General features: G+C 60.5%; 23 protein-coding genes. 13 read left to right on the forward strand and 10 right to left on the reverse strand.

Going from position 1 to position 20647, the window contains the following annotated elements:
* Positions 1-18: 18 nt before the first annotated feature.
* Both JMN22_RS07850 and JMN22_RS07855 read right to left on the reverse strand, forming a co-directional pair.
* Complete coding sequence (locus JMN22_RS07850) at positions 19-2523, reverse strand: ABC transporter permease (RefSeq protein ID WP_030141862.1); 2505 nt, start codon at positions 2521-2523, stop codon at positions 19-21.
* Positions 2523-3206 carry an ABC transporter ATP-binding protein gene (locus JMN22_RS07855; RefSeq protein ID WP_198797285.1) on the reverse strand — a complete coding sequence of 228 codons (684 nt, stop codon included), beginning with the start codon at positions 3204-3206 and terminating at the stop codon, positions 2523-2525. Before JMN22_RS07855 ends, JMN22_RS07850 begins: the two co-directional genes overlap by 1 nt.
* Positions 3207-3216: 10 nt before the next feature.
* On the opposite strand from JMN22_RS07855, the gene JMN22_RS07860 reads away from it, so the two are divergent.
* The 3 genes from JMN22_RS07860 (at position 3217) to JMN22_RS07870 (ending at position 5388) form a co-directional block, all read left to right on the forward strand.
* The gene (locus JMN22_RS07860) at positions 3217-3822 is read left to right on the forward strand and encodes an arylesterase (RefSeq protein ID WP_030141864.1); all 606 of its coding nucleotides are present in this window, start codon (positions 3217-3219) and stop codon (positions 3820-3822) included.
* 56 nt (positions 3823-3878) lie between these two features.
* Positions 3879-4172: a hypothetical protein gene (locus JMN22_RS07865; RefSeq protein WP_003199347.1), complete on the forward strand. Its 294-nt coding sequence runs from the start codon at positions 3879-3881 to the stop codon at positions 4170-4172.
* 244 nt (positions 4173-4416) lie between these two features.
* Positions 4417-5388 carry a L,D-transpeptidase family protein gene (locus tag JMN22_RS07870; RefSeq protein ID WP_030141866.1) on the forward strand — a complete coding sequence of 324 codons (972 nt, stop codon included), beginning with the start codon at positions 4417-4419 and terminating at the stop codon, positions 5386-5388.
* 124 nt (positions 5389-5512) lie between these two features.
* Here JMN22_RS07870 and oprI read toward each other — a convergent pair whose 3' ends face one another.
* Positions 5513-5764, reverse strand: coding sequence for an outer membrane lipoprotei OprI (oprI, locus tag JMN22_RS07875; RefSeq protein WP_011335311.1), 252 nt, complete (start codon positions 5762-5764; stop codon positions 5513-5515).
* Between the two features lie 636 nt (positions 5765-6400).
* On the opposite strand from oprI, the gene JMN22_RS07880 reads away from it, so the two are divergent.
* Positions 6401-6682, forward strand: a complete 282-nt coding sequence (locus JMN22_RS07880; protein WP_030141867.1) for a GNAT family N-acetyltransferase — start codon at positions 6401-6403, stop codon at positions 6680-6682.
* Between the two features lie 164 nt (positions 6683-6846).
* Here JMN22_RS07880 and JMN22_RS07885 read toward each other — a convergent pair whose 3' ends face one another.
* Entirely contained in the window at positions 6847-7923 is a 1077-nt protein-coding gene (locus tag JMN22_RS07885) for a 3-deoxy-7-phosphoheptulonate synthase (protein WP_030141868.1), read from the reverse strand.
* Between the two features lie 443 nt (positions 7924-8366).
* Here JMN22_RS07885 and JMN22_RS07890 point away from each other — a divergent pair, with 443 nt between their 5' ends.
* The 4 genes from JMN22_RS07890 (at position 8367) to cysB (ending at position 11927) form a co-directional block, all read left to right on the forward strand.
* Positions 8367-9320 carry a putative 2-dehydropantoate 2-reductase gene (locus tag JMN22_RS07890; protein ID WP_030141869.1) on the forward strand — a complete coding sequence of 318 codons (954 nt, stop codon included), beginning with the start codon at positions 8367-8369 and terminating at the stop codon, positions 9318-9320.
* Positions 9321-9338: 18 nt separating this feature from the next.
* The gene (locus tag JMN22_RS07895) at positions 9339-10244 is read left to right on the forward strand and encodes a 5'-nucleotidase (RefSeq protein WP_198797284.1); all 906 of its coding nucleotides are present in this window, start codon (positions 9339-9341) and stop codon (positions 10242-10244) included.
* Positions 10245-10340: 96 nt separating this feature from the next.
* The gene (locus tag JMN22_RS07900) at positions 10341-10841 is read left to right on the forward strand and encodes a universal stress protein (protein ID WP_030141871.1); all 501 of its coding nucleotides are present in this window, start codon (positions 10341-10343) and stop codon (positions 10839-10841) included.
* A gap of 111 nt (positions 10842-10952) precedes the next feature.
* Positions 10953-11927 (forward strand): HTH-type transcriptional regulator CysB, encoded by a 975-nt coding sequence (gene cysB, locus JMN22_RS07905; RefSeq protein ID WP_003199376.1) that lies wholly within the window; start codon positions 10953-10955, stop codon positions 11925-11927.
* 7 nt (positions 11928-11934) lie between these two features.
* Here the strand turns inward: cysB and JMN22_RS07910 are convergent, their stop codons facing one another.
* A complete protein-coding gene (locus tag JMN22_RS07910) occupies positions 11935-12417 on the reverse strand; it encodes a GreA/GreB family elongation factor (RefSeq protein ID WP_030141872.1) in 483 nt (160 codons plus the stop codon).
* A gap of 2 nt (positions 12418-12419) precedes the next feature.
* On the reverse strand, positions 12420-12806 hold the full coding sequence (locus JMN22_RS07915) for a hypothetical protein (RefSeq protein WP_198797283.1): 387 nt from the start codon (positions 12804-12806) through the stop codon (positions 12420-12422).
* Between the two features lie 121 nt (positions 12807-12927).
* Between JMN22_RS07915 and earP the strand changes: the two genes are divergently transcribed.
* Both earP and JMN22_RS07925 read left to right on the forward strand, forming a co-directional pair.
* The gene (gene earP / locus JMN22_RS07920; RefSeq protein ID WP_198797282.1) at positions 12928-14061 is read left to right on the forward strand and encodes an elongation factor P maturation arginine rhamnosyltransferase EarP; all 1134 of its coding nucleotides are present in this window, start codon (positions 12928-12930) and stop codon (positions 14059-14061) included.
* A gap of 48 nt (positions 14062-14109) precedes the next feature.
* Positions 14110-14679: an elongation factor P gene (locus JMN22_RS07925; protein ID WP_003226785.1), complete on the forward strand. Its 570-nt coding sequence runs from the start codon at positions 14110-14112 to the stop codon at positions 14677-14679.
* Positions 14680-14798: 119 nt separating this feature from the next.
* Here the strand turns inward: JMN22_RS07925 and JMN22_RS07930 are convergent, their stop codons facing one another.
* From JMN22_RS07930 to JMN22_RS07940, 3 genes are all read right to left on the reverse strand, one after another.
* Positions 14799-15809 carry an alpha/beta hydrolase gene (locus JMN22_RS07930; RefSeq protein WP_030141875.1) on the reverse strand — a complete coding sequence of 337 codons (1011 nt, stop codon included), beginning with the start codon at positions 15807-15809 and terminating at the stop codon, positions 14799-14801.
* Between the two features lie 34 nt (positions 15810-15843).
* Positions 15844-16263, reverse strand: coding sequence for an organic hydroperoxide resistance protein (locus tag JMN22_RS07935; RefSeq protein ID WP_198797281.1), 420 nt, complete (start codon positions 16261-16263; stop codon positions 15844-15846).
* A 537-nt stretch (positions 16264-16800) separates the two neighbouring features.
* The gene (locus tag JMN22_RS07940) at positions 16801-17262 is read right to left on the reverse strand and encodes a MarR family winged helix-turn-helix transcriptional regulator (RefSeq protein WP_181288889.1); all 462 of its coding nucleotides are present in this window, start codon (positions 17260-17262) and stop codon (positions 16801-16803) included.
* Between the two features lie 146 nt (positions 17263-17408).
* Here JMN22_RS07940 and JMN22_RS07945 point away from each other — a divergent pair, with 146 nt between their 5' ends.
* Complete coding sequence (locus tag JMN22_RS07945) at positions 17409-18158, forward strand: sulfite exporter TauE/SafE family protein (protein WP_030141878.1); 750 nt, start codon at positions 17409-17411, stop codon at positions 18156-18158.
* Here JMN22_RS07945 and JMN22_RS07950 read toward each other — a convergent pair.
* On the reverse strand, positions 18148-19002 hold the full coding sequence (locus JMN22_RS07950; protein ID WP_030141879.1) for a LysR substrate-binding domain-containing protein: 855 nt from the start codon (positions 19000-19002) through the stop codon (positions 18148-18150). The two genes, JMN22_RS07945 and JMN22_RS07950, sit on opposite strands and share 11 nt — an antisense overlap.
* A 97-nt stretch (positions 19003-19099) precedes the next feature.
* Between JMN22_RS07950 and JMN22_RS07955 the strand changes: the two genes are divergently transcribed.
* The gene (locus JMN22_RS07955) at positions 19100-19318 is read left to right on the forward strand and encodes a DUF1127 domain-containing protein (RefSeq protein WP_030141880.1); all 219 of its coding nucleotides are present in this window, start codon (positions 19100-19102) and stop codon (positions 19316-19318) included.
* 64 nt (positions 19319-19382) lie between these two features.
* The gene (locus tag JMN22_RS07960; protein ID WP_198797280.1) at positions 19383-20612 is read left to right on the forward strand and encodes a winged helix-turn-helix domain-containing protein; all 1230 of its coding nucleotides are present in this window, start codon (positions 19383-19385) and stop codon (positions 20610-20612) included.
* Positions 20613-20647: the final 35 nt, after the last annotated feature.

Here is a 20647-nt window from a genome sequence, read left to right on the forward strand (position 1 = left end):
GACGAGGCCCGAAGTCTATCAACCCTCGCGCAACACTGTCAGCGGGCTGGCGTTGAGCGCTCGACGGGTACCGAATACACCTGCGCCACCGATCAGCAATGCTCCCACCAACGGCAGCACCAGCAGCCATGGGTGTGGATGCCAAGGCAAGTCGAGGGCATAGCGGTAGAGGACCAGGCTCACCAGTTCCGAACCCAGGGCTGCCAGCAAGCCGCTGACCGCACCCAGCAAGCCGAACTCGATGCGCCGGGCCTTGGTCAGCAGCGGCCGCTCGGCACCCAGGGCGCGTAGCAATGCGCCTTGCCGGATCCTTTCGTCGAGGGTGGCCTGCAAGCCCGAGAACAGCACGGCCATGCCCGCCGCCAGTACGAACAGCAAGACATACTCCACGGCCAGCGTCACTTGGGCGAGGATACTGCGCAGCTGTTCCAGCAAGGCTTCGACTTGCAGGATCGTGACCGCTGGAAAGGCCCGGGACAGGTCGACGATCTGTTGATCGTGGCCGGGCGCCAGATAAAAACTGGTGAGGTAGGTGGCCGGCAGATCCTTCAGGGTACCGGGCTGGAAGATCATGAAGAAGTTCGGCTGGAAATTGTCCCAGTTGATCTCCCGCAAGCTGGTGACCTTCGCTTCCCGATTGACGCCGCCAACGCTGAAAACCAGGCGGTCGCCCAACTTGATCTTGAGGTTATCGGCGACCTTGCCTTCGACCGAAACTCCCGGGATATCGTCCGACGGCTGCTGCGACCACCAGGACCCGGCAGTCACGACGTTGCCCGCCGGCAAATCCTCAGCCCAGGTCAGGCTCAGGTCTCGCTGCAGTGCCCGGTCACCTGCCGAGTCCTTGGTGACGAACTCCGTGGCCGGCTCGCCATTGATGCTGATCAGTCGCCCGGGTACCACAGGATAGAGAGGGGCCGATTGCGCCGACAGAGCGACCAGTTTGTCGGTAAACGCCTGCTTGTCGTTGGGCAGGATGTTCAGGGCAAAATAGTTCGGCGCGTTTTTCGGCAGCTGGTTTTGCCAGGTGTCCAGCAACTCGCCGCGCAGCAGCGCAATCAGGGCCATGGACAGCAGGATCAGGCCGAACGCCAACGCCTGGCCGGCAGCCGCCAGGGGATGACGCAGCAGTTGGCCGAGCCCCAGCCGCCAGGGCAGCGAGGCACGCGCCAGCATCCTGCGCAGGCTTTGCAACGCCAGTAACAGCAAGCCGCCAAGCACCAGCGCAGCAATCACACCACCACCGAGCAAGGCGAAGGTCAGCACCAGGTCCAGGCTCAGGCGCCACATGATCAGCCCAAGCGCGCCCAATGCGGCGCCGTAGACGACCCAACTGCTGGAAGGGATCGGCAGCATGTCCCGTCGCAACACGCGCAGCGGTGGTACCCGACCCAGGGCGGCGAGCGGGGGCAAGGCGAACCCCGCCAGGGCCACCAGCCCGGTGCCGATCCCGGCAATGGCCGGCAGCATCCCGCCTGGCGGCACGGTGGTGGGCAGCAGGTCATGCAGCAAGGCAAACAACCCCAACTGGGCGATCCAGCCAAGCAGCGCGCCGCTGATGCTCGCCAACAGGCCCAGCATTGCCAGTTGCAGGCTGAACAGCACCATGGTTTCGCGGCGGGACAGGCCCAGGCAGCGCAACAGCGCACTCGCATCGAAGCGGCGGGTGGCGAAGCGGTTGGCCGAGAGGGCGACGGCGACGCCGGACAGCAACACCGCCACCAGGCTGGCCATGTTCAGGTAGCGCTCGGCCTTGCCCAGGGCACCGCCGATCTGTCGATTGCCATCCCGGGCGTCTTGCAAGCGCTGGTTGGGTTCCAGGCCTGGCTTGACCAGGTCGCGATAGGTCTGCAATGCCGGCGCCGGACCGCGCCACAGGTCGCGATAGCTGACCCGGCTGCCCGGTTGCACCACGCCCGTGGCATCCAGGTCCTGGAGATTGATCATGACCCGAGGCGTCAGGCTGTAGAAATTACCGGCGCGATCCGGTTCGTAGGTCAGCACCCGGCTCAGGCGCAGGGTCTTGTTGCCGACATCGATGCTGTCGCCAATCTTCAGGTCCAGTGCCGTCAACAGGCGTGCTTCCACCCAGGCTTCCCCTGGGGCCGGTCGTCCACCGGTTTCTTCCGGGGCGAAAGGGGCCGGGGCGCTTTTCAACTCGCCACGCAAAGGGTAGATGTCATCGGCTGCCTTGACGCTGGACAGCTGGATGCCGTTGTCGGTGGCGACCACGCTGGAGAACTCGACCACACGAGCATGTTCCAGGCCCAGCTCGGTGCCGCTGCGGATCTGTTCCGGGCGGGCAGGGGAACTGCCTTCGAGCAAAAGGTCGGCGCCGAGGAATTCGGTGGCGCGCATCATCATCGCGCCATTGAGCCGGGCACCGAAATAACCGATGGCGGTGCTCGCCGCCACGGCCACCAGCAGGGCGAAGAACAGCACGCGCAGTTCACCGGCGCGGGCATCGCGCAGCAACTGGCGGACGGCAAGACTGAACAGGCGCAACAGGGGCAAGCGTGCCATCAAGGCTCCAGGGGCGCGACCATCTGGCCGGCTTCAAGTCGGATCAGGCGCCGGCAGCGATGGGCCAGGCGTTCGTCGTGGGTGACCAGCACCAGGGTCGTGCCGCGTTCCTTGTTCAGCTCGAACAGGAGACCGCTGATGCGTTCGCCGGTGTGGCTGTCGAGGTTGCCGGTGGGTTCGTCGGCAAACAGCACGTCGGGTTCGGCGGCAAACGCACGGGCAATCGCGACGCGCTGCTGTTCACCACCGGAGAGCTGGCGTGGCGAATGGGTCAGCCGCTGGCCAAGCCCCACACGTTGCAGCAGTTGGGTGGCGCGCTCGCGGGCGTCCTTGCGGCCGTCCAGCTCCAGCGGCAGCATGACGTTTTCCAGTGCGTTGAGGCTGTCGAGCAACTGGAACGACTGGAAGACGAAGCCGACGTGTTCGGCGCGCACGCGGGCCCGTTGATCTTCATCCAATTTACTGAGGGCCTGGCCGGCAAGGGTGACTTCACCGCCGCTGGGCAGATCGAGGCCGGCGAGCAGGCCCAGGAGCGTGGATTTGCCGGAACCGGATGCGCCGACAATGGCGAGGCTGTCGCCTTTGTTCAGTTCCAGGCTGAGTTCGTGCAGGATGGTCAGTTCACCTTCCGCGCTGGGAACCACTTTGCTAAGGTCCGTCGCGGTGAGAATGCTTGAGCCCATGGAGAATCCGATGCGAGTGTGGTTTTTGAGTGCCGGCCTGGCCTTGATGTGCATGGCCCAGAACGCAGCGGCGGGTACAGTCCTGATCGTTGGCGATAGTATCAGCGCGGCTTTCGGCCTGGATACCCGGCAAGGCTGGGTGTCGTTGCTCGAACAACGGCTCAAGACCGAGGGTTTCGACGATAAAGTGGTGAATGCATCGATCAGTGGCGATACCAGCGCAGGTGGGCTGGCACGGCTGCCGGCGCTGCTTTCAGCCCATAAGCCGGAGCTCGTCATCCTGGAACTGGGAGGCAACGATGGCTTGCGTGGACAACCGCCAACACAATTGCAACAAAACCTTGCAGCGATGATCGACAGCTCCCGCGCCAGTGGGGCGAAAGTGCTTTTGCTGGGGATGCAACTGCCCCCCAACTATGGACGCCGCTATACCGATGCTTTCGCGCGGGTCTACAGCACGTTGGCAGAGGAGAAAAACGTGCCGCTGGTGCCGTTTTTCCTCAAGGAGATCGGGGGCGTGCCCGGGATGATGCAAGGCGACGGATTGCACCCGTCCGTCGCGGCCCAGGGCAAGTTGCTGGAAAATGTCTGGCCGACGCTGAAACCGCTGCTTTGACGCTTTTCTACAGGCGGTGTTTCGGCTAATGTGGCGCCCCCGATTTGGAGCCCCCGATGCCGCGTCCAGCCTGGTCCCTGTTTGCCTACCAACTGATCGAGCCCGACGAGCAGTTGGATCTGTTCGCCTGTCAGGAAGTACGGGTGCACTTGGTGACCCGGCAGTTGGAGCTTGGCGGTTCGGCCGACCGGACCCTGTGTGGCAGCCTGCTGCCGGCCCAGCCGCGCTGGTCGAGCGTCGATCGCAAGATTTTCCAGGATCATCGCCTGTGCTCGCTATGCCGGGCAATCCTGGAGTCCCAGAAGCGCGGGACTTCGCCGATCTGGCCGGAGTTGCGCTTCGAGCTGTGATCCTCCTGGCTCAAAGTATCGCTTTTTTGTGGGAGCGAGCTTGCTCGCGATAGGCAGGCACAGCCCATACAGTGCAGGCAGGCTCACTGCCAATCGCGAGCAAGCTCGCTCCCACAGGGTTTCAGTTCAATCCCCCGGCATGCTGCGCATCGGGCGCTTCAGCGCCGCTCTCCCCGAAATAACGGGTGGCAGTGTACAATCGCCGCTTCCACACCCTCTGTTCGATCTGCGAAGGATTTCCCGGATGTTGCCGCGCTTGCCTGCCGTCGCCCGCTGCCTGTCTCTTGCCGCCCTGTGTATGGCTGGTCCCGTTGCTGCCCTGGAGCTGCCTCTGCCACCGCCGGGTGAAGACATCGTCGGCCAGGTGCAGGTCATCAAGGCCAAATACGAAGACACCTTCGCCGACCTGGGCACCACCTATGACCTGGGCTACAGCGAGATGGTCGCGGCCAACCCTGGGGTCGATCCGTGGCTGCCGGGCGCGGGCACCGAAATCGTCCTGCCGACCCGCTTCATCCTGCCGCCAGGCCCGCGCGAAGGGATCGTGATCAACCTCGCCGAATACCGTCTCTACTATTTTCCCAAGGGGCGGAACGTGGTCTACACCTTCCCGCTGGGGATCGGCCGTGAAGGCTGGGGCTCGCCTATCGCCCACACCAGCATCATCGCCAAGACACCGAACCCGACCTGGACGCCTCCAGCTTCGATCAAGGCTGAACACGCCGCCGATGGCGATCCGCTGCCGAACGTCGTACCGGCAGGCCCTGACAACCCGCTGGGTCCGTTCAAGTTCACCCTGGGCACCCCGGGCTACCTGATCCATGGTTCGAACAAGAAGTTCGGTATTGGCATGCGTACCAGCCACGGTTGCTTCCGGATGTTCAACAACAACGTATTGGAAATGGCGAGCATGGTGCCGGTGGGGACTTCGGTGCGAATCATCAACGACCCGTACAAGTTGGGCGTAAGCGGCGGCAAGGTTTACCTGGAAGCCCATACGCCGCTGGACGACAAGGGCAACCCGTCCGTGGTGGACAAGCACACCGCGGTCATCAACGCGATGCTCAAGCGGGAAGACATCACCAGCAACTTGCGCATGAACTGGGACGTGGTGCGTGACGTGGTGGCTGCCGAAGACGGCCTGCCGGTAGAGGTTGCCGTTCCGAATACTTCGGCACCGATGGTATCGAGCGCGCCGGTCGATCTGACCCAATAAGCGACTCTACGACAACCCGCCCACATTCCAGGATGTCGGCGGGTTTTTTATCGCCAGGAGAATACCGGGCAATAAAAAAGCCGACCCACTAGTGGGTCGGCTCGATAACAATCCCGAAGGACTATTACTTGCGGCTAGCTTTTTCCAGCATGCGCAGAGCACGCTCGTTAGCTTCGTCAGCAGTCTGTTGTGCTTTTTGAGCAGCAGCCAGAGCTTCATCAGCTTTACGGTAGGCTTCGTCTGCACGAGCTTGGGCGCGAGCTGCTGCGTCTTCGGTGGCAGTCAGACGTGCTTCGGTTTCTTTCGATGCGCTGCTGCAACCGGTAGCCAGAACTGCGGCCAGGGCCAGAGCAGAGAATTTCAGAACGTTGTTCATCGTGTTCCCCTTCAAGGACTTTCTATTTAGTGACTGTCTCCCCAGAGTGAGGAGTTAGCCGGCGTACATACTACTCATTACTTGTAGTAAGTAAACTGACGTAGCGCAAGAAGCAAAAAAATTGTAGGCGGTGATTCTTTTTCAGGCAACTTTTCTGTTGGTTGTTTAAAAAATACACAGCCTCAACCGTGGGAATGGAGCGTGCCGCTGAAAAAAAGTTCCGCAGACCGGTCAACTCAACCGAAGGCGCTAAAAGTCGTTGTTTATTGATTCTCCTGGACTTTTGTTCATTTTTTGTGCAGTCCGCCAGGGATCTTTTATTGCTAATGGCGGTGACTTTAACAGCGGGCGCTCGTCTCAAGACTCAACAACTGGCGATGTTCAGCTATAGCGTCTGGACCGACTAGCGCTTGAAAGTGAGGCTCAACCGATAAACCCGTCGAGGTTCACCACTTCAGTGACAGGCGTGTCTTGAGCATTTGCGTCATTGGTGCCTACTATTCACGACGTGCTCAGGTTTGGGCGGCTGGTTTTTTGCCCTCGGTGACCGGATTGGCACGGGGTGGCGTAGAGGTTCCTTCGCCGGAAAAACATCGGTAAGGTAGGGGTCGGCATTCAGACCCGCGAGGAGTAGTGATGAGCGAGGCGGTTTCCATCCACCATGACCAGGCTGGTCATCAGTTCGAGACCATTGTGGACGGTCATCGTGCCTATCTGACCTATATGGACCTGGGCAAGCAGACCTTGGACATCTATCGCACCTTCGTGCCCAACGCATTGCGTGGCAGGGGGATCGCCGCGAAGTTGACCGAAGAGGCGCTGCGGTTCGCTGAAGAAATGGGCTACACGGTGATCCCGTCCTGCTCCTATGTAGAGCGCTACATGGAGCGCCACCAGCGCCACGCGGCGAAGCTTTGATAGACCAAGAATTCACCATAAAAAACGCCGGGCTGCAAAGCCCGGCGTTTTTTTATGTCTGAAGGAAGCAAAGGTCGCAGGCTTCGCCAGCTCCTACATCCCCGCTCCAAAGTGTAGGAGCTATGTAGGGTAGGAGTTGCCGAGTGCAACGAGGCTGCGATCTTTTAGCCGCGCTGACGCTTAGGCAGCACATCCTTGAGCTTGGCATGCATGCCGCGCAAGGTCTTCTCGGTCGCGCTCCAGTCGATGCAGGCATCGGTGATGGAGACGCCGTACTGCAAATCGGCGAGGTCTTTCGGAATCGCCTGGCAGCCCCAATTCAGATGACTTTCCACCATCAGGCCGATGATCGACTGGTTGCCTTCCAGGATCTGGTTGGCGACGTTTTCCATCACCAGCGGTTGCAGTGCCGGGTCCTTGTTGGAGTTGGCGTGGCTGCAATCGACCATGATGTTCGGCTTGATCTTCGCTTTGTTCAGCGCCTGTTCGCACAGCGCGACGCTGACCGAGTCATAGTTCGGCTTGCCGTTGCCACCGCGCAGCACGACGTGGCCGTAGGCGTTGCCCTTGGTGGTCACGATCGACACGCCGCCTTCCTGGTTGATGCCCAGGAAACGGTGGGGGCTGGAAACCGACTGCAAGGCGTTGATGGCGACGGTGAGGCCGCCGTCAGTGCCATTCTTGAAGCCGACGGCCGACGACAGGCCGGAGGCCATTTCGCGGTGCGTCTGGGATTCGGTGGTGCGCGCGCCGATGGCCGACCAGCTGATCAGGTCCTGCAAATATTGCGGGGAGATCGGGTCCAGGGCTTCGGTGGCGGTGGGCAGGCCCATTTCGGCCAGGTCCAGCAGCAACTGGCGGCCGATGTGCAGGCCGTCCTGGATCTTGAAGGAGTCGTCCAGGTACGGGTCGTTGATCAGGCCCTTCCAACCAACGGTCGTCCGAGGTTTCTCGAAATACACCCGCATCACCAGGTACAAGGTGTCGGAGACTTCCGCCGCAAGCACCTTCAAGCGCTCGGCATATTCGTGGGCAGCCTTGATGTCATGGATCGAGCAAGGCCCGATGACCACGAACAGGCGATGGTCGGTGCCGTCGAGGATGTTGCGGATGACTTCCCGACCCTTGGTCACGGTGCGCAGGGCAGCGTCGCTCAAGGGAATGTCGCGCTTGAGCTGGTCAGGCGTGATGAGGGTTTCGTTGGAGGCGACGTTAAGGTCGTTGATCGGTAAATCAGCCATCGTGTTACTCGTCAGGTCACGGGTGCCGGCCGCCAGCGATCCCCGCGCGGCGGTGCACAGCGGATTTAAGCGCGTCGGGGAGCCGAACCTTAGCGCGTTAGGAGGTGGCTCGACAATGGGCAGGCACGGGTTTAATCCCTATTTGTCTGGCCATCGAGCCCGAAGGCTGGCTGTAATGAGGTTCTCATGAGAAAAGCGATGGACCCGTGGCGAGGGAGCTTGCTCCCGCTCGGTTGCGCAGCGACCGCAAAGTCTTGGGGCCGCTCCGCCCGAGGCGTCGGACCGTCCCAGCGGGAGCAAGCTCCCTCGCCACAGGTGTTTGGATGACCTTAATTACGAAGGCAGGCCGGGGATTAATTTCACGGCTGCTTACAATCTGGATTGCATGCCGTCTGGCCCCCGTTGATAGTGTGCACGGATTGTTTTCAAAGAGGACTACGGTAATGCAGGCAGGCGTAAAAGCGCGGATAGGAATGATCGGCACCGGGGCGATTGGCGGCTTCTACGGCGTGATGCTGGCACGTGCCGGCTTCGATGTGCATTTCTTGTTGCGCAGTGAATTTGCCGCCGTGGCCGAAAGCGGCCTGCGAGTCGACAGCGCAGTCCATGGCACGCTGGCCCTCAACCCGGTCCAGGCTTACCGTTCGGCAAACGAAATGCCGCCTTGCGACTGGCTGCTGGTGGGCGCCAAGACCACCAGCAATGCCGACCTGGCCCCGGTCATCATCCAGGCTGCCGCTGACGGCGCTAAAGTCCTGTTGCTGCAGAACGGGCTCGATGTCGAGGATGATCTGCGGCCGCTACTGCCCGACTCACTGCATTTATTGGGCGGCCTGTGCCTGGTCTGCGTTCACCGCGTCGGGCCGGGCATCGTTGCCCATCAGGCCCTTGGCGCGGTGAATATCGGTTATCACAGCGGTCCTTGCCAGGGCCAGGACGAACGCATGGCGATTGTCGAGGAGGGGGCTGGGTTGTTTCGTGCCGCGGGTATCGACTCCCAGTCCATGCCCGACCTGCAACAGGCTCGCTGGCAGAAGCTGGTATGGAACGTACCGTACAACGGCCTCTCGGTGCTGCTGGGCGCCAGCACCACGCCGTTGATGGCCAATGACCACAGTCGCGGTCTGGTCCAGGCCTTGATGGCGGAGGTGGTACGCGGTGCGCAAGCCTGCGGGCATCAAATCGCACCAGGGTATGCCGACTATCTCTTTACGATGACCGAAAAGATGCCCGACTATTGGCCGAGCATGTATCACGATTATTCCCATGAACGGCCGTTGGAGCTGGATGCGATCTACGGCCGGCCACTGGCAGCGGCGAAGGCGGCGGGCTGCGATTTGCCGAAGATCGAAGCCTTGTATCAGGCGCTGGCGTTCCTGGACCGCCGCAATCGTTGATGGATGAAGGGGGACAGCATGGCGAATAACATCGACGACAAACTGGTGCTGGCGATTTCATCGCGAGCCTTGTTCGACCTGAGGGAAAGCCACAAGGTCTATCTTTCCGGTGGTGTCGAGGCCTATCGGCAATACCAGATCGAGCATGAAGACGAGGTCCTTGAGCCTGGGGACGCCTTCGCCCTCGTACAGAAATTGCTCAATCTCAACGAGCACCTGGGGCGAGCCCGTGTCGAGGTGATCCTGGTGTCGCGCAACAGCGCCGACACTGGCCTGCGGGTGTTCAACTCGATTCATCATTACGGCCTGGCGATCTCCCGCGCCGCGTTCGTTGGCGGTCGAAGTCCTTATCCATACCTCAAGGCGTTCGGCTGCGACCTGTTCCTCTCCACCCATGCCGAAGATGTGCGCAGCGCATTGGACGCCGGATTTGCGGCGGCAACGATCCTGTCAGGCGGGGCCAGCCGTGCCGCCAGCGAGGAGCTGCGCATCGCGTTTGACGGTGATGCGGTGCTGTTTTCCGATGAGTCTGAACGCATCTATCAGAGCGGTGGCCTCGAAGCCTTCCAGGCCAGTGAACGCCAAGCCGCGCGCGAGCCACTGCGAGGCGGGCCGTTCAAGGGGTTCCTGGCGGCGCTCAATGCCCTGCAGCGCGAATTCCCGGAGGATGCCTGTCCGATCCGCACGGCGTTGGTCACGGCTCGGTCGGCGCCGGCCCATGAACGGGTCATCCGTACGCTGCGAGAATGGGATATTCGTCTGGACGAGTCGCTGTTCCTGGGCGGCCTGACCAAGTCGGCATTCCTCGAAGCCTTTGCCGCCGACGTGTTTTTCGATGACCAGACCGGCCACTGCGAGCTTGCCCGCGAGGTGGTTGCCACCGGGCATGTGCCCCATGGCATCAGCAACGAAGTGAAGCTCTGACCGCCCGTACTTTGAGGCGTTACGCCACACGTCACGCTCGTTGGCGCGCTGCTAAGCTGAATCAATCTCCGCCATTCTGGCATTCGAGGAGGTCACATGATTCGTTCGATGCTGTACGCCACAGACCTGGGGCTTTATGCCCCTTATGTGATGCAGCATGCCTTGGCGTTGGCACGGACGTTTGAAGCCGAGTTGTATGTGGTGCATGCGGTGGAACCGATGGGGCTGTTCGCCGAGTCGGTGTTGCAAAGCTATCTGGACGAGCAGGCGCTGAACGAATTTCATCGCCAGGGTCTGAATACGGTGATGGCCAACATCGAGCAGCGAGTACTGGACAGCTTTCGCGAGGAGTTGGGGGAGGGGCAGCAGGACTTGCAACTGATCAAGTCGGTGAGGGTGTTCCAGGGTGACCCGTCCCAGGTCATTCTCGAGCAGGCTGCGAAACTCTCCGTCGATTTGTTGATCGTAGGCAGTCACTGCCAGGGGGCGAATGGAGAAACTCCTTTGGGCAGGACCGCCGCACGGGTATTGCAGTTATCCCGGGTGCCGGTCTACCTGGTGCCGCTGGTCCAGCGCCGGCGGCAGGGAGAGGCCTAAGGCTAAATGATGGCTTTTTTATAAAAAGTTCTAGATTTATTAATACAACCATTCATATAGTTATATGCCGTCGCTGATGCCCGTCGCATCCAACTGCTTTGAGGGATACATATGAAGCTTCAACAATTGCGCTACATCTGGGAAGTGGCGCACCACGACCTCAACGTTTCCGCTACCGCACAAAGCCTCTACACGTCGCAACCTGGCATCAGCAAGCAGATCCGCCTGTTGGAAGACGAACTGGGCGTCGAAGTCTTCGCCCGCAGCGGCAAGCACCTGACCCGCGTGACCCCGGCCGGTGAACGCATCATCACCACGGCTGGCGAGATCCTGCGCAAGGTCGAGAGCATCAAGCAGATTGCCCAGGAATTTTCCAACGAGAAAAAAGGCACGCTGTCCATCGCGACCACTCACACCCAGGCCCGTTATGCGCTGCCGCCGGTGATCAGCAATTTCATCAAGCAATACCCGGATGTCGCGCTGCACATGCACCAGGGCTCGCCGATGCAGATCGCCGAGATGGCCGCCGACGGCACCGTGGACTTCGCCATTGCCACCGAAGCCCTGGAGCTGTTCGGCGATCTGGTGATGATGCCGTGCTATCGCTGGAACCGCTGCGTGGTGGTGCCCCAGGGCCACCCGTTGACCAAGTTGCCGAAGCTGACCCTCGAAGCGTTGGCCGAGTACCCGATCGTGACCTACGTGTTCGGTTTCACCGGTCGTTCGAAACTCGACGAAGCCTTCAGCCATCGTGGCTTGACCCCGAAAGTGGTGTTCACTGCCGCCGACGCCGACGTGATCAAGACCTACGTTCGCCTGGGCCTGGGCGTGGGCATCGTGGCGAAAATGGCCGTCGATACCAAGCTCGACAGTGATCTGGTGGTGTTGGACGCCAGCGAGTTGTTCGAGTCCAGCGTGACCAAGATCGGCTTCCGTCGTGGCACCTTCCTGCGTGGCTTCATGTGCGATTTCATCGAGAAGTTCGCACCGCACCTGACGCGCGAAGTCATGGCCAAGGCCATCCAGTGCCACAACAAGCAGGAACTCGAAGAGCTGTTCGACGGCGTCGAATTGCCGGTGCACTGACCGAAAGTCAGATAGCCTCGGTGACTGCGAACTGTTGCCGGGCGCCCGCCACGACGATTTCCACTTCATCCCCTTCGAACTTGCCCAGCAGGCTCCTGCCCAGCGGCGAGCGAGGGGTGATGACGGTGATCGGCTGCCCCACCAGCGAGACCTTCAGCCCCGCTGCGTCCGGCCCAAGGAATAGCCACTGTTGGCGGCCATCCTCATCTTCCAGCCCGATCAATGTGCCGACCTGGATACCGCGCTCTTCGTCGTAAGGCCTCAGTGTCAGGTTCTGGCACAGAGCGAGCGCCTGGCGGATCTCCTCGACGCGCCGGGCTTGTCCGGCGGCAAGGTATGAAGCTTCCAGGCCGAGGGTGTCGTATTTGTTCTCCGCGATATTTTCTTCGTGGGTCGCGGTTTCGTAGGCGGTCTGCGCGGCGCGTTCGGCAATGTCGAGGTCAATCTTGAGTTTGTCGAGGATCAACTGGTGGACAGTCTGTTTGTTCATGATCACTCGCAGAATTGCAGGACGTTGGCGCGGCTTTTCTCGCTCGGCGCGTTCTGGTCCTGTTGCAGCCAGAACTGGCATTTGGGGTTCGACAGGTTGCGCGGGTTGCTGCGCACCTGTTCCAGCGCCTGGCGCTGCTCGTTCTTCTGTAGGTTCTGCTGGAATTGCTCGAACATCGGCGTGGGCGGCTCGGGCGCCGGTTGCACCGCTGGCGGTTGCGCCAGTTGATGAACCGCAGCGGCCACCGGGGCCAGTTGTTCAGCGAAGAGGAACCTGGACAGCAACCAACCTGTCAGGACGATGGCGACGAATCCCAGCCACAGGCCCAAGGCGATACTGACGGTCAATTTCAAGGCTGAAAGGCGCGGCGGCGATGGGTAATCAGGCATGACTGCTTCCTGGCAGGGGCACGGTTAGGCGCTGATTGTCGCATGAAGATTAATCGCCGTCGGCCCTTCTGCATCATGGGTTTAATACGGGACAATCAGGCTTTGCCACAGGGAGTCGGGAATGACCGTGCGTTGGGATATTTTTTGCACCGTCGTGGATAACTTCGGCGACATCGGCGTCACTTGGCGCCTGGCGCGGCAATTGGTGGCCGAGCATGGGGTCGCGGTTCGGCTTTGGGTCGATGACCTGCGTGCGTTTGAACGGCTGTGTCCGGAAATAGACCCCGCGCTGTCCGAACAGTGGCAGCAGGGCGTTCAAGTGCGTCACTGGCCCAAGGATTGGCTGCCTGTCGAGGCGGCCGATGTGGTGATCGCCGCGTTTGCCTGCCAGTTGCCCAGCGCCTACATGGATGCGATGGCCGAGCGCCAGGTAACGCCGTTGTGGATGAACCTCGATTACCTGAGCGCCGAGGACTGGGTGATCGGTTGTCACGGTCTGCCGTCGGTGAAATACAAGCACGTGCAGAAGTATTTCTTCTTTCCAGGCTTCCAGGAAGGCACCGGTGGCTTGCTGCGCGAAGCGGGGCTGTTGGAGCGTCGTCGACAATTCCAGCAGGATGGCGCTGCACAACAGGTTTTCCTGCGGGGGCTGGGCGTCGAGCGGGAGCCTGGGGCACGTCTGATTTCGTTGTTCGCCTACGAAAATGCCGGGTTGGCGAGCTGGTTTGACACGATGGCGACGGATACCCGTCCGTGGCATGTCCTGGTTCCGGAAGGACGCATCCTGGGGGATGTCGAGCGTTGGGCGGGCATTGACGGCCTTGGGGCGGGAGCCTCGTATCGCCGTGGCGCCCTGACGGTGCAGGTATTGCCTTTCGTCCGTCAGGATGAATACGACCACTTGTTATGGTGCTGTGATTTCAACGCCGTACGCGGCGAGGACTCCTTCGTGCGGGCACAATGGGCGGGTCGGCCGCTGCTCTGGCACATTTATCAACAGGAAGAAGATGTCCACCTGGAGAAACTCGAGGCATTTCTCAAGCTGTACACCGAAGGACTTTCCGAGCCAGCGGAAAAAGCGATCAGCGGTCTTTGGCGCACCTGGAATGCCGGTCAAGACATGGCCGAACACTGGAAAGCCGCCTGCGAGAAGGATCGGGAGTTGGCCGAACATGCCCGGTCGTGGTGCCTGGAACAGGCGTCACGAGCCGATCTTGCCACGGCGCTGGTGAAGTTTTACCGAAATTGGATATGATACGCGGCCTAGATTTTTGTAAATCCCATCCAAATTCGGATATTCGCAATGAAAACTGGTAAAGAACTCAAACCCGGTACCGTGATTCGTATCGACAACGATCCTTGGCTGGTTCAGAAAGCTGAATTCACCAAGTCGGGTCGCAACAGCGCGATCATGAAGACCAAGCTGAAAAACCTGCTGACCGGCTACAAGACCGAAACCGTCTACGGTGCGGACGACAAACTGGATGACGTGATCCTGGACCGCAAAGAAGCGACCCTGTCGTTCATCAGCGGCGACACCTACACGTTCATGGACACCACTGACTACACCATGTACGAGCTGAACGCCGAAGACATCGAAAGCGTTCTGCCATTCGTTGAAGAAGGCATGACCGACGTTTGCGAAGCCGTATTCTTTGAAGAGCGCCTGGTTTCCGTAGAACTGCCGACCACTATCGTGCGTCAGGTCGACTACACCGAAGGCTCCGCTCGCGGTGATACTTCCGGCAAGGTGATGAAGCCTGCCAAACTGAAGAACGGTACCGAGCTGTCGGTTGCTGACTTCATCGAAATCGGCGACATGATCGAGATCGATACCCGCGAAGGCGGTTCCTACAAAGGCCGCGCTAAATAAGCGAAGTCTTCTGTATGAAAAAGCCCGACCATTGAGTCGGGCTTTTTTATATCTATATTTCGACCCGGCCCCTGTGGCGAGGGAGCAAGCTCCCTCGCCACAAAAGGCTCGGCGTGCATTCACTTCAGGTGTTCCTTGAGCTCTTGCGACGCTTGCAACATCGCCGAACGCACCGCGGGCACCTGGCTCACGACGTTGAGCAAACCATAGTCGTGGATCATGCCGTTGTAACGCACCGCCGTGACGGGGACGCCGGCCGCGTCCAGCTTGCGAGCGTACGCTTCGCCCTCGTCGCGCAGCACGTCGGCCTCGGCAGTCTGCACCAGCGCGGGCGGCAGGCCCTTGAGTTGCGCGGTGGTTGCCCGCAGTGGCGAGGCATAGATCTCGTTACGTTGCCCGGCATCGGTGGTGTAGTTGTCCCAGAACCACTTCATCATGTTCTTGCTGAGGAAATGTCCTTCGGCAAACTGGTTGTAGGACGCCGTCTCGAAACTGGCATCGGTCACCGGCCACAACAAGGCCTGGAAGCGGATTGCCGGGGTACCCTTGTCCTTGGCCATCAGCGCCACGACCGCCGCCATGTTGCCACCCACGCTGTTACCCGCCACGGCCAAGCGCTTGCCATCGACATTGATTTCCTTGCCGTGCTCGGCCACCCATTTCGTCGCGGCGTAAGCCTGGTTGATCGCCACCGGGTAATGCGCTTCGGGTGACGGCGTGTAGTTGACGAACACCGCGACGGCGCCCGAACCCGCTACCAGATCCCGAACCAGTCGTTCGTGGGTCGGGAAATCCCCCAGCACCCAACCGCCGCCGTGGAAGAACATGAACACTGGCAGCTCACCCTTGACCCCGGCCGGACGAACGATGGTCAGGCTGATCGATTGGCCGTCGACCTTGATGGTCTTCTCGCTGACATCGGCCTTGGGCAGTGTCAATTTCACACCTGCCTGGGCGCCGACCAGTACCGCGCGGGCATCCTTGGGTGACAACTGCTCCAGCGGCTTGCCGGTGCCGGCATTCAGTGCGTCGAGAAATGCCTGGGTGTTGTGTTCGACAATATCGCCGGCAAAGGCATTGCTGATGCTCAGGGCGAGAAGGGCGCCGGTCAGGGTTTTGCTGATGTTCATGTCTATCTCCTTGAAATTCGGTCGGGGGCGAGGGTTAAACGGTTACGTGCAGGCGCACATCAACGTTGCCGCGGGTGGCGTTGGAGTACGGGCAAACCTGGTGCGCTGCATCAACGAGGCTCTGGGCTTCGGCTTGATCCAGGCCCGGCAAGCTGATGTGCAAGTCGATGTCGAGGCCGAAACCACCAGGAATCTGGCCGATGCCGACATGGGCGGTGATCGAGGCGTCATCCGGGATTTTGCGTTTGGTCTGGCTGGCGACGAATTTCAGCGCGCCGATAAAGCAGGCCGAGTAGCCAGCGGCAAACAGTTGTTCTGGGTTGGTCGCCGCACCGCCTGCACCGCCGAGTTCCTTGGGCGTGGCGAGCTTGACGTCGAGGATGTTGTCGCTGGAGATGGCACGACCGTCACGGCCACCGGTGGAGGTTGCGATTGCGGTGTAGAGAGTTTTCATGATGGAAGCCTCGTTTCTGGTTGAGTGTTACGCGCTAAATATTTGCGCGCTAAGTAGGTGTGAAGAGAATGTAATGCGCTAATAGTTTGTGCGCAAGATAAATTTTCGGGGCAAGTTGAAGTCGGCAAACCGAAAAGGCCTGAAAGCCTTTAGCTAGAGCGGTTTTTGAGAGTAGAAATTTTTCGAGGGGGGAGGGTAGACAGGGCTGCCGCTATCGCGAGCAGGCTCGTTCCACAGAGGTTGCTGGATGACGAGACCTTGCTCACATCAGAAATCCAATGTGGGAGCGAGCTTGCTCGCGATAGCGGTGGATCTGAACAGAGGATGTCGGATTTGCCGCCGCTTTCGTCGGAACGCCGCCCGGAGCAAGCTCGCTCCCACAGGGATCTTGGGTTTCCATGAGCTTTGCATTCAGCGCAGGACTATTGTGGGAGCGAGCTTGCTCGCGAAGACGTCGGCATATCCAACATCACTGCAAGCTGATCCACCGCTTTCGCGAGCAAGCTCGCACACAGGGATTAGCGGTGTTTCGGTGATTTAGAGGCTGTCTTGCAAATGCCCGCGCAGCTCTTGCAGGTCAAGTTGCAGCTTCTTCAATTGCTCCAGGGTCTGGCCGCTGGCGGCAAGGATGCATTGCGGGATGTCGAGGGCTTTTTTCTGCAGGGCGCGGCCCTGCTCAGTGAGCTCGACGATCACCACGCGTTCGTCTTCCCGACTGCGGGTGCGGCTCAGCAAACCTTCGGCCTCCAGGCGCTTGAGCAGTGGCGTCAGCGAACCTGGGTCGGTTAGCAGACGGTTGCTGATTTCACCGACGGTTAAACCGTCTTTTTCCCACAGCACCATCATCGCCAAGTACTGCGGATAGGTCAGGCCCAATGCCTGGAGCAGCGGCTTGTAGACCTTGGTCATCAGCAGCGACGTGGAATGGAGGGCGAAGCAGACCTGGTTATCCAATAACAGGGCGTCGCAAGGGTCGGGGCTGTCGTGTTGAGTGCTCATGGCGAAACCTTTCAATCAGTAGTCCAGGTGAATCTAGCGGACGAACCTTTAATGCACCAGATAATTCTGACGACCTGATCAGCTATGCATTTCCTGGTTATCGCCAACTGCGTAGGATAGGCGCCCTTATAAAGGGAGAATCGTCTGTGGTCGAGGTCGTGCTGTATTTGCTGTTGGGCGCCGCATTGGGCACCTTGGGGGGATTGTTTGGCATTGGCGGCGGATTGATCGCGATACCGGTGTTGGGCGTATGGTTCGGTCTGGACCAGCAGATCGCCCAAGGCACGGCGCTGGTGATGGTGGTGCCCAACGTGATGTTGGCGCTGTGGCGTTATCATCAACGCAATCGCATCGAGATGCGTCATGTCCTGCCGTTGGCCTCCATGGGATTCTGCTTCGCGTGGCTCGGCTCCATCTGGGCCGTGGGCATTGACGCGCAAAGCATGCGAATCGGTTTCGTGGTGTTCCTGGTCGTGCTGGCGGCCTACAACCTCATCCGAATGTTCGCCGCGACGGCACCCGCTTCGGCGCAGATGCGCCACGGCTGGCCATGGCTTGGCGTGTTGGGGGCGGCGTCAGGGACGATGGGCGGTCTGTTTGGCGTCGGCGGGGCGGTTGTCGCCACGCCGATCCTCACCAGTGTGTTTGGCACCACTCAGGTCGTGGCCCAGGGATTGTCGCTGTCGCTGGCCTTGCCCAGCACCGGGGTGACCCTCGCCACCTATGCGTTTCACCATGAGGTGGATTGGTGGATCGGCCTGCCGCTGGCCATCGGTGGGCTGATGAGCATCAGCTGGGGCGTGAAAGTCGCCCACGCCTTGCCGGAGCGACTGCTGCGCGGGCTGTTCTGCGGTTTCCTGGTGTTGTGTGCGGTGTTGCTTATCTTTAAAGCTTGAAGCCTTCGACAATGTGCTCGGCCAGGCACTCGGTGATCGGCGACGGGTTGTGCAAGTTGCGGATCAACATGATGCTGGCCTCGGGCAGCTCCGGCAGGTTCTCCGCCTCACCGAGCACCCGCATGTCCGGGGTCAGCAGGCTTTCCAATTGCGCGGTGATCGCCAGGCCCGCGCCCACCACGGCCATCAGCGCCGACAGGCTCGAGCTGTTGTACGCCACGCGATAATCGCGGCCCATTGCATCCAATGCGTTGCACGCCCATTGCCGACAGAAACAATCACTGTTGAACATCGCCAGCGGCAGCGGTGTTTGTTCATGGACGTTGAAGCAGGCGGCTTCGGCCCAGACAAAGCGCTCCTTGCGCAGCAACTGGCCGATCTCATCCCCCGGCTTGCGGGTGACGATGGACAAGTCCAGGTCCTGGCGCAGCAGCAACTGCTTGGACGATTCGCAGTGCACTTCGATTTCGATCAGGGGATAGAACTGGGCGAAGCGTTGCAGGATCCCCGGCAGGAACCGCATCACGTAATCATCCGGCGTGCCGATGCGTACCGTGCCGACCATGTGCGGTTCACGCAGCGTATTGAACACTTCGCTGTGCAGCTTGAGGATCCGCCGGGCATAACCCAGCAACACCTGGCCCTCGGCGGTGAGCTTGACCTGGCGCCCGTCGCGCTCGAACAGCCGCCGCTGCAATACGTCCTCTTCCAGGCGCTTCATCTGCATGCTGACGGCGGATTGCGTGCGGTTGACCAGTTCCCCGGCGCGGGTGAACCCCCCTTGGTCGGCGATGGCAACGAAGGTACGCAGCACTTCCGTATCGATGCTCGGGTAACTCGACAATGGATCAATCTCCGAGATGTATTGCATAAGAAACATTCGTTGGATTGATCTTAGCGTTAGCGCGAGACTTGAGCCATCCCAAACGGAGGACATCACGATGAAAGGTCAAAAAGGATATCTACTGATAGAAAAACTCTCCCATGGCTTCTCGGTCAGCGCTCTGCTGCATAAGGTTAGTCGATGGTACGAATTGCACCACGAGCGTGAATTGCTGGCCGGCATGAGCGACGAGGCGCTCAAGGACATCGGCGTAAGTCGGGCCGACGTGGAGCAGGAAGTGGTTCGGCCATTCTGGGACGACCCAATGCACAAATGAGCCATCCTTCCCTACACAAACCGTTCAATGGTGAGGTAGGTTGCGAGCAGACAAGGAGATCTCCATGCCCGCGACTGTATCCTTTACCCTCAAACAGGCCCGGCGCCTGGCGTTGGCCGCCCAAGGATTCGATGGGCGGCTTTCGCCAGCTTCGGTGCAACCCTCGCGTCTCAACCGCTTGATCGAACGCCTCGGCGTCCTGCAGATCGACTCCGTCAACGCACTGGTGCGCTCGCATTACCTCCCGCTGTTTTCCCGCCTCGGTCATTACAATCGCGATTTGCTCGATCAAGCCGCCTGGAGCCAGGGCCGCCGTCGCACGCTATTTGAATATTGGGGGCATGAAGCCTCGCTGCTGCCGGTGGCGATGTACCCGTTGATGCGCTGGCGCATGGCCCGTGCTGCGCGCGGCGAAGGTATCTATCAGCAACTGGCGCGTTTCGGCCAGGAGCAGCAAGACGTGATTCACCGCGTCCTGCAAGCGGTCTGGGACCAGGGAGCAATTGGCGCGGGCAGTTTGTCCACGCGTCAGGAAAAGGCCGGCCCGTGGTGGGACTGGAGCGCGGAAAAACATGCGCTGGAATGGCTGTTCGCGGCGGGTGAAGTTACGGTGGCGGGACGGCGGGGCTTCGAGCGGCTTTACGATTTGCCGGAACGGGTCCTGCCGGATTCCGTGCTGCGACAACCTCTGCCGGACGAAGCCCAGGCCCAGCGCGCTTTACTCATCCATGCTGCCGAAGCCTTGGGTGTCGCTACCGAAAAGGACCTGCGCGACTACTTTCGCTTGAGTCCGGCGGACAGCCGTGAACGGCTTGCCGAACTGGAGGAGGCGGGCGAACTGCTACGTTGCCAGGTTGAGGACTGGAAGCAGCCAGCCTGGTGCCGACCCACCGTGAAAATTCCCCGCAAGGTCGCCGCCAGTGCGCTGCTGTCGCCGTTCGATTCGTTGGTCTGGGAGCGCAGTCGTACCGAGCGGCTGTTCGATTTTCGCTATCGGCTGGAGATCTACACGCCGGTGCACAAGCGGGTGTATGGCTATTACGTCTTGCCGTTTCTGCACAACGAGCGGATTGCGGCGCGGGTGGACTTGCGGGCTGAGCGGGCGGTGGGGCAATTGGCGGTGCATGCAGTGCACGAGGAAGAGGCGGGGCTGGACGAGGAGGGGATGCTGGCGTTGGCGACGAATCTGCGGCGCATGGCCAACTGGTTGGGGTTGGAGCGGGTTCAGCTCAATTGCCAGCGAGTGAGTGGGGGGCGGTTGGCGGTGGCATTGGCCCAGATCGAGGGTGATTGAGCTGGCCTCATCGCGAGCAAGCTCGCTCCCACAGG

Source organism: Pseudomonas sp. HB05, from assembly GCF_016756915.1.
Taxonomy (GTDB): domain Bacteria; phylum Pseudomonadota; class Gammaproteobacteria; order Pseudomonadales; family Pseudomonadaceae; genus Aquipseudomonas; species Aquipseudomonas alvandae.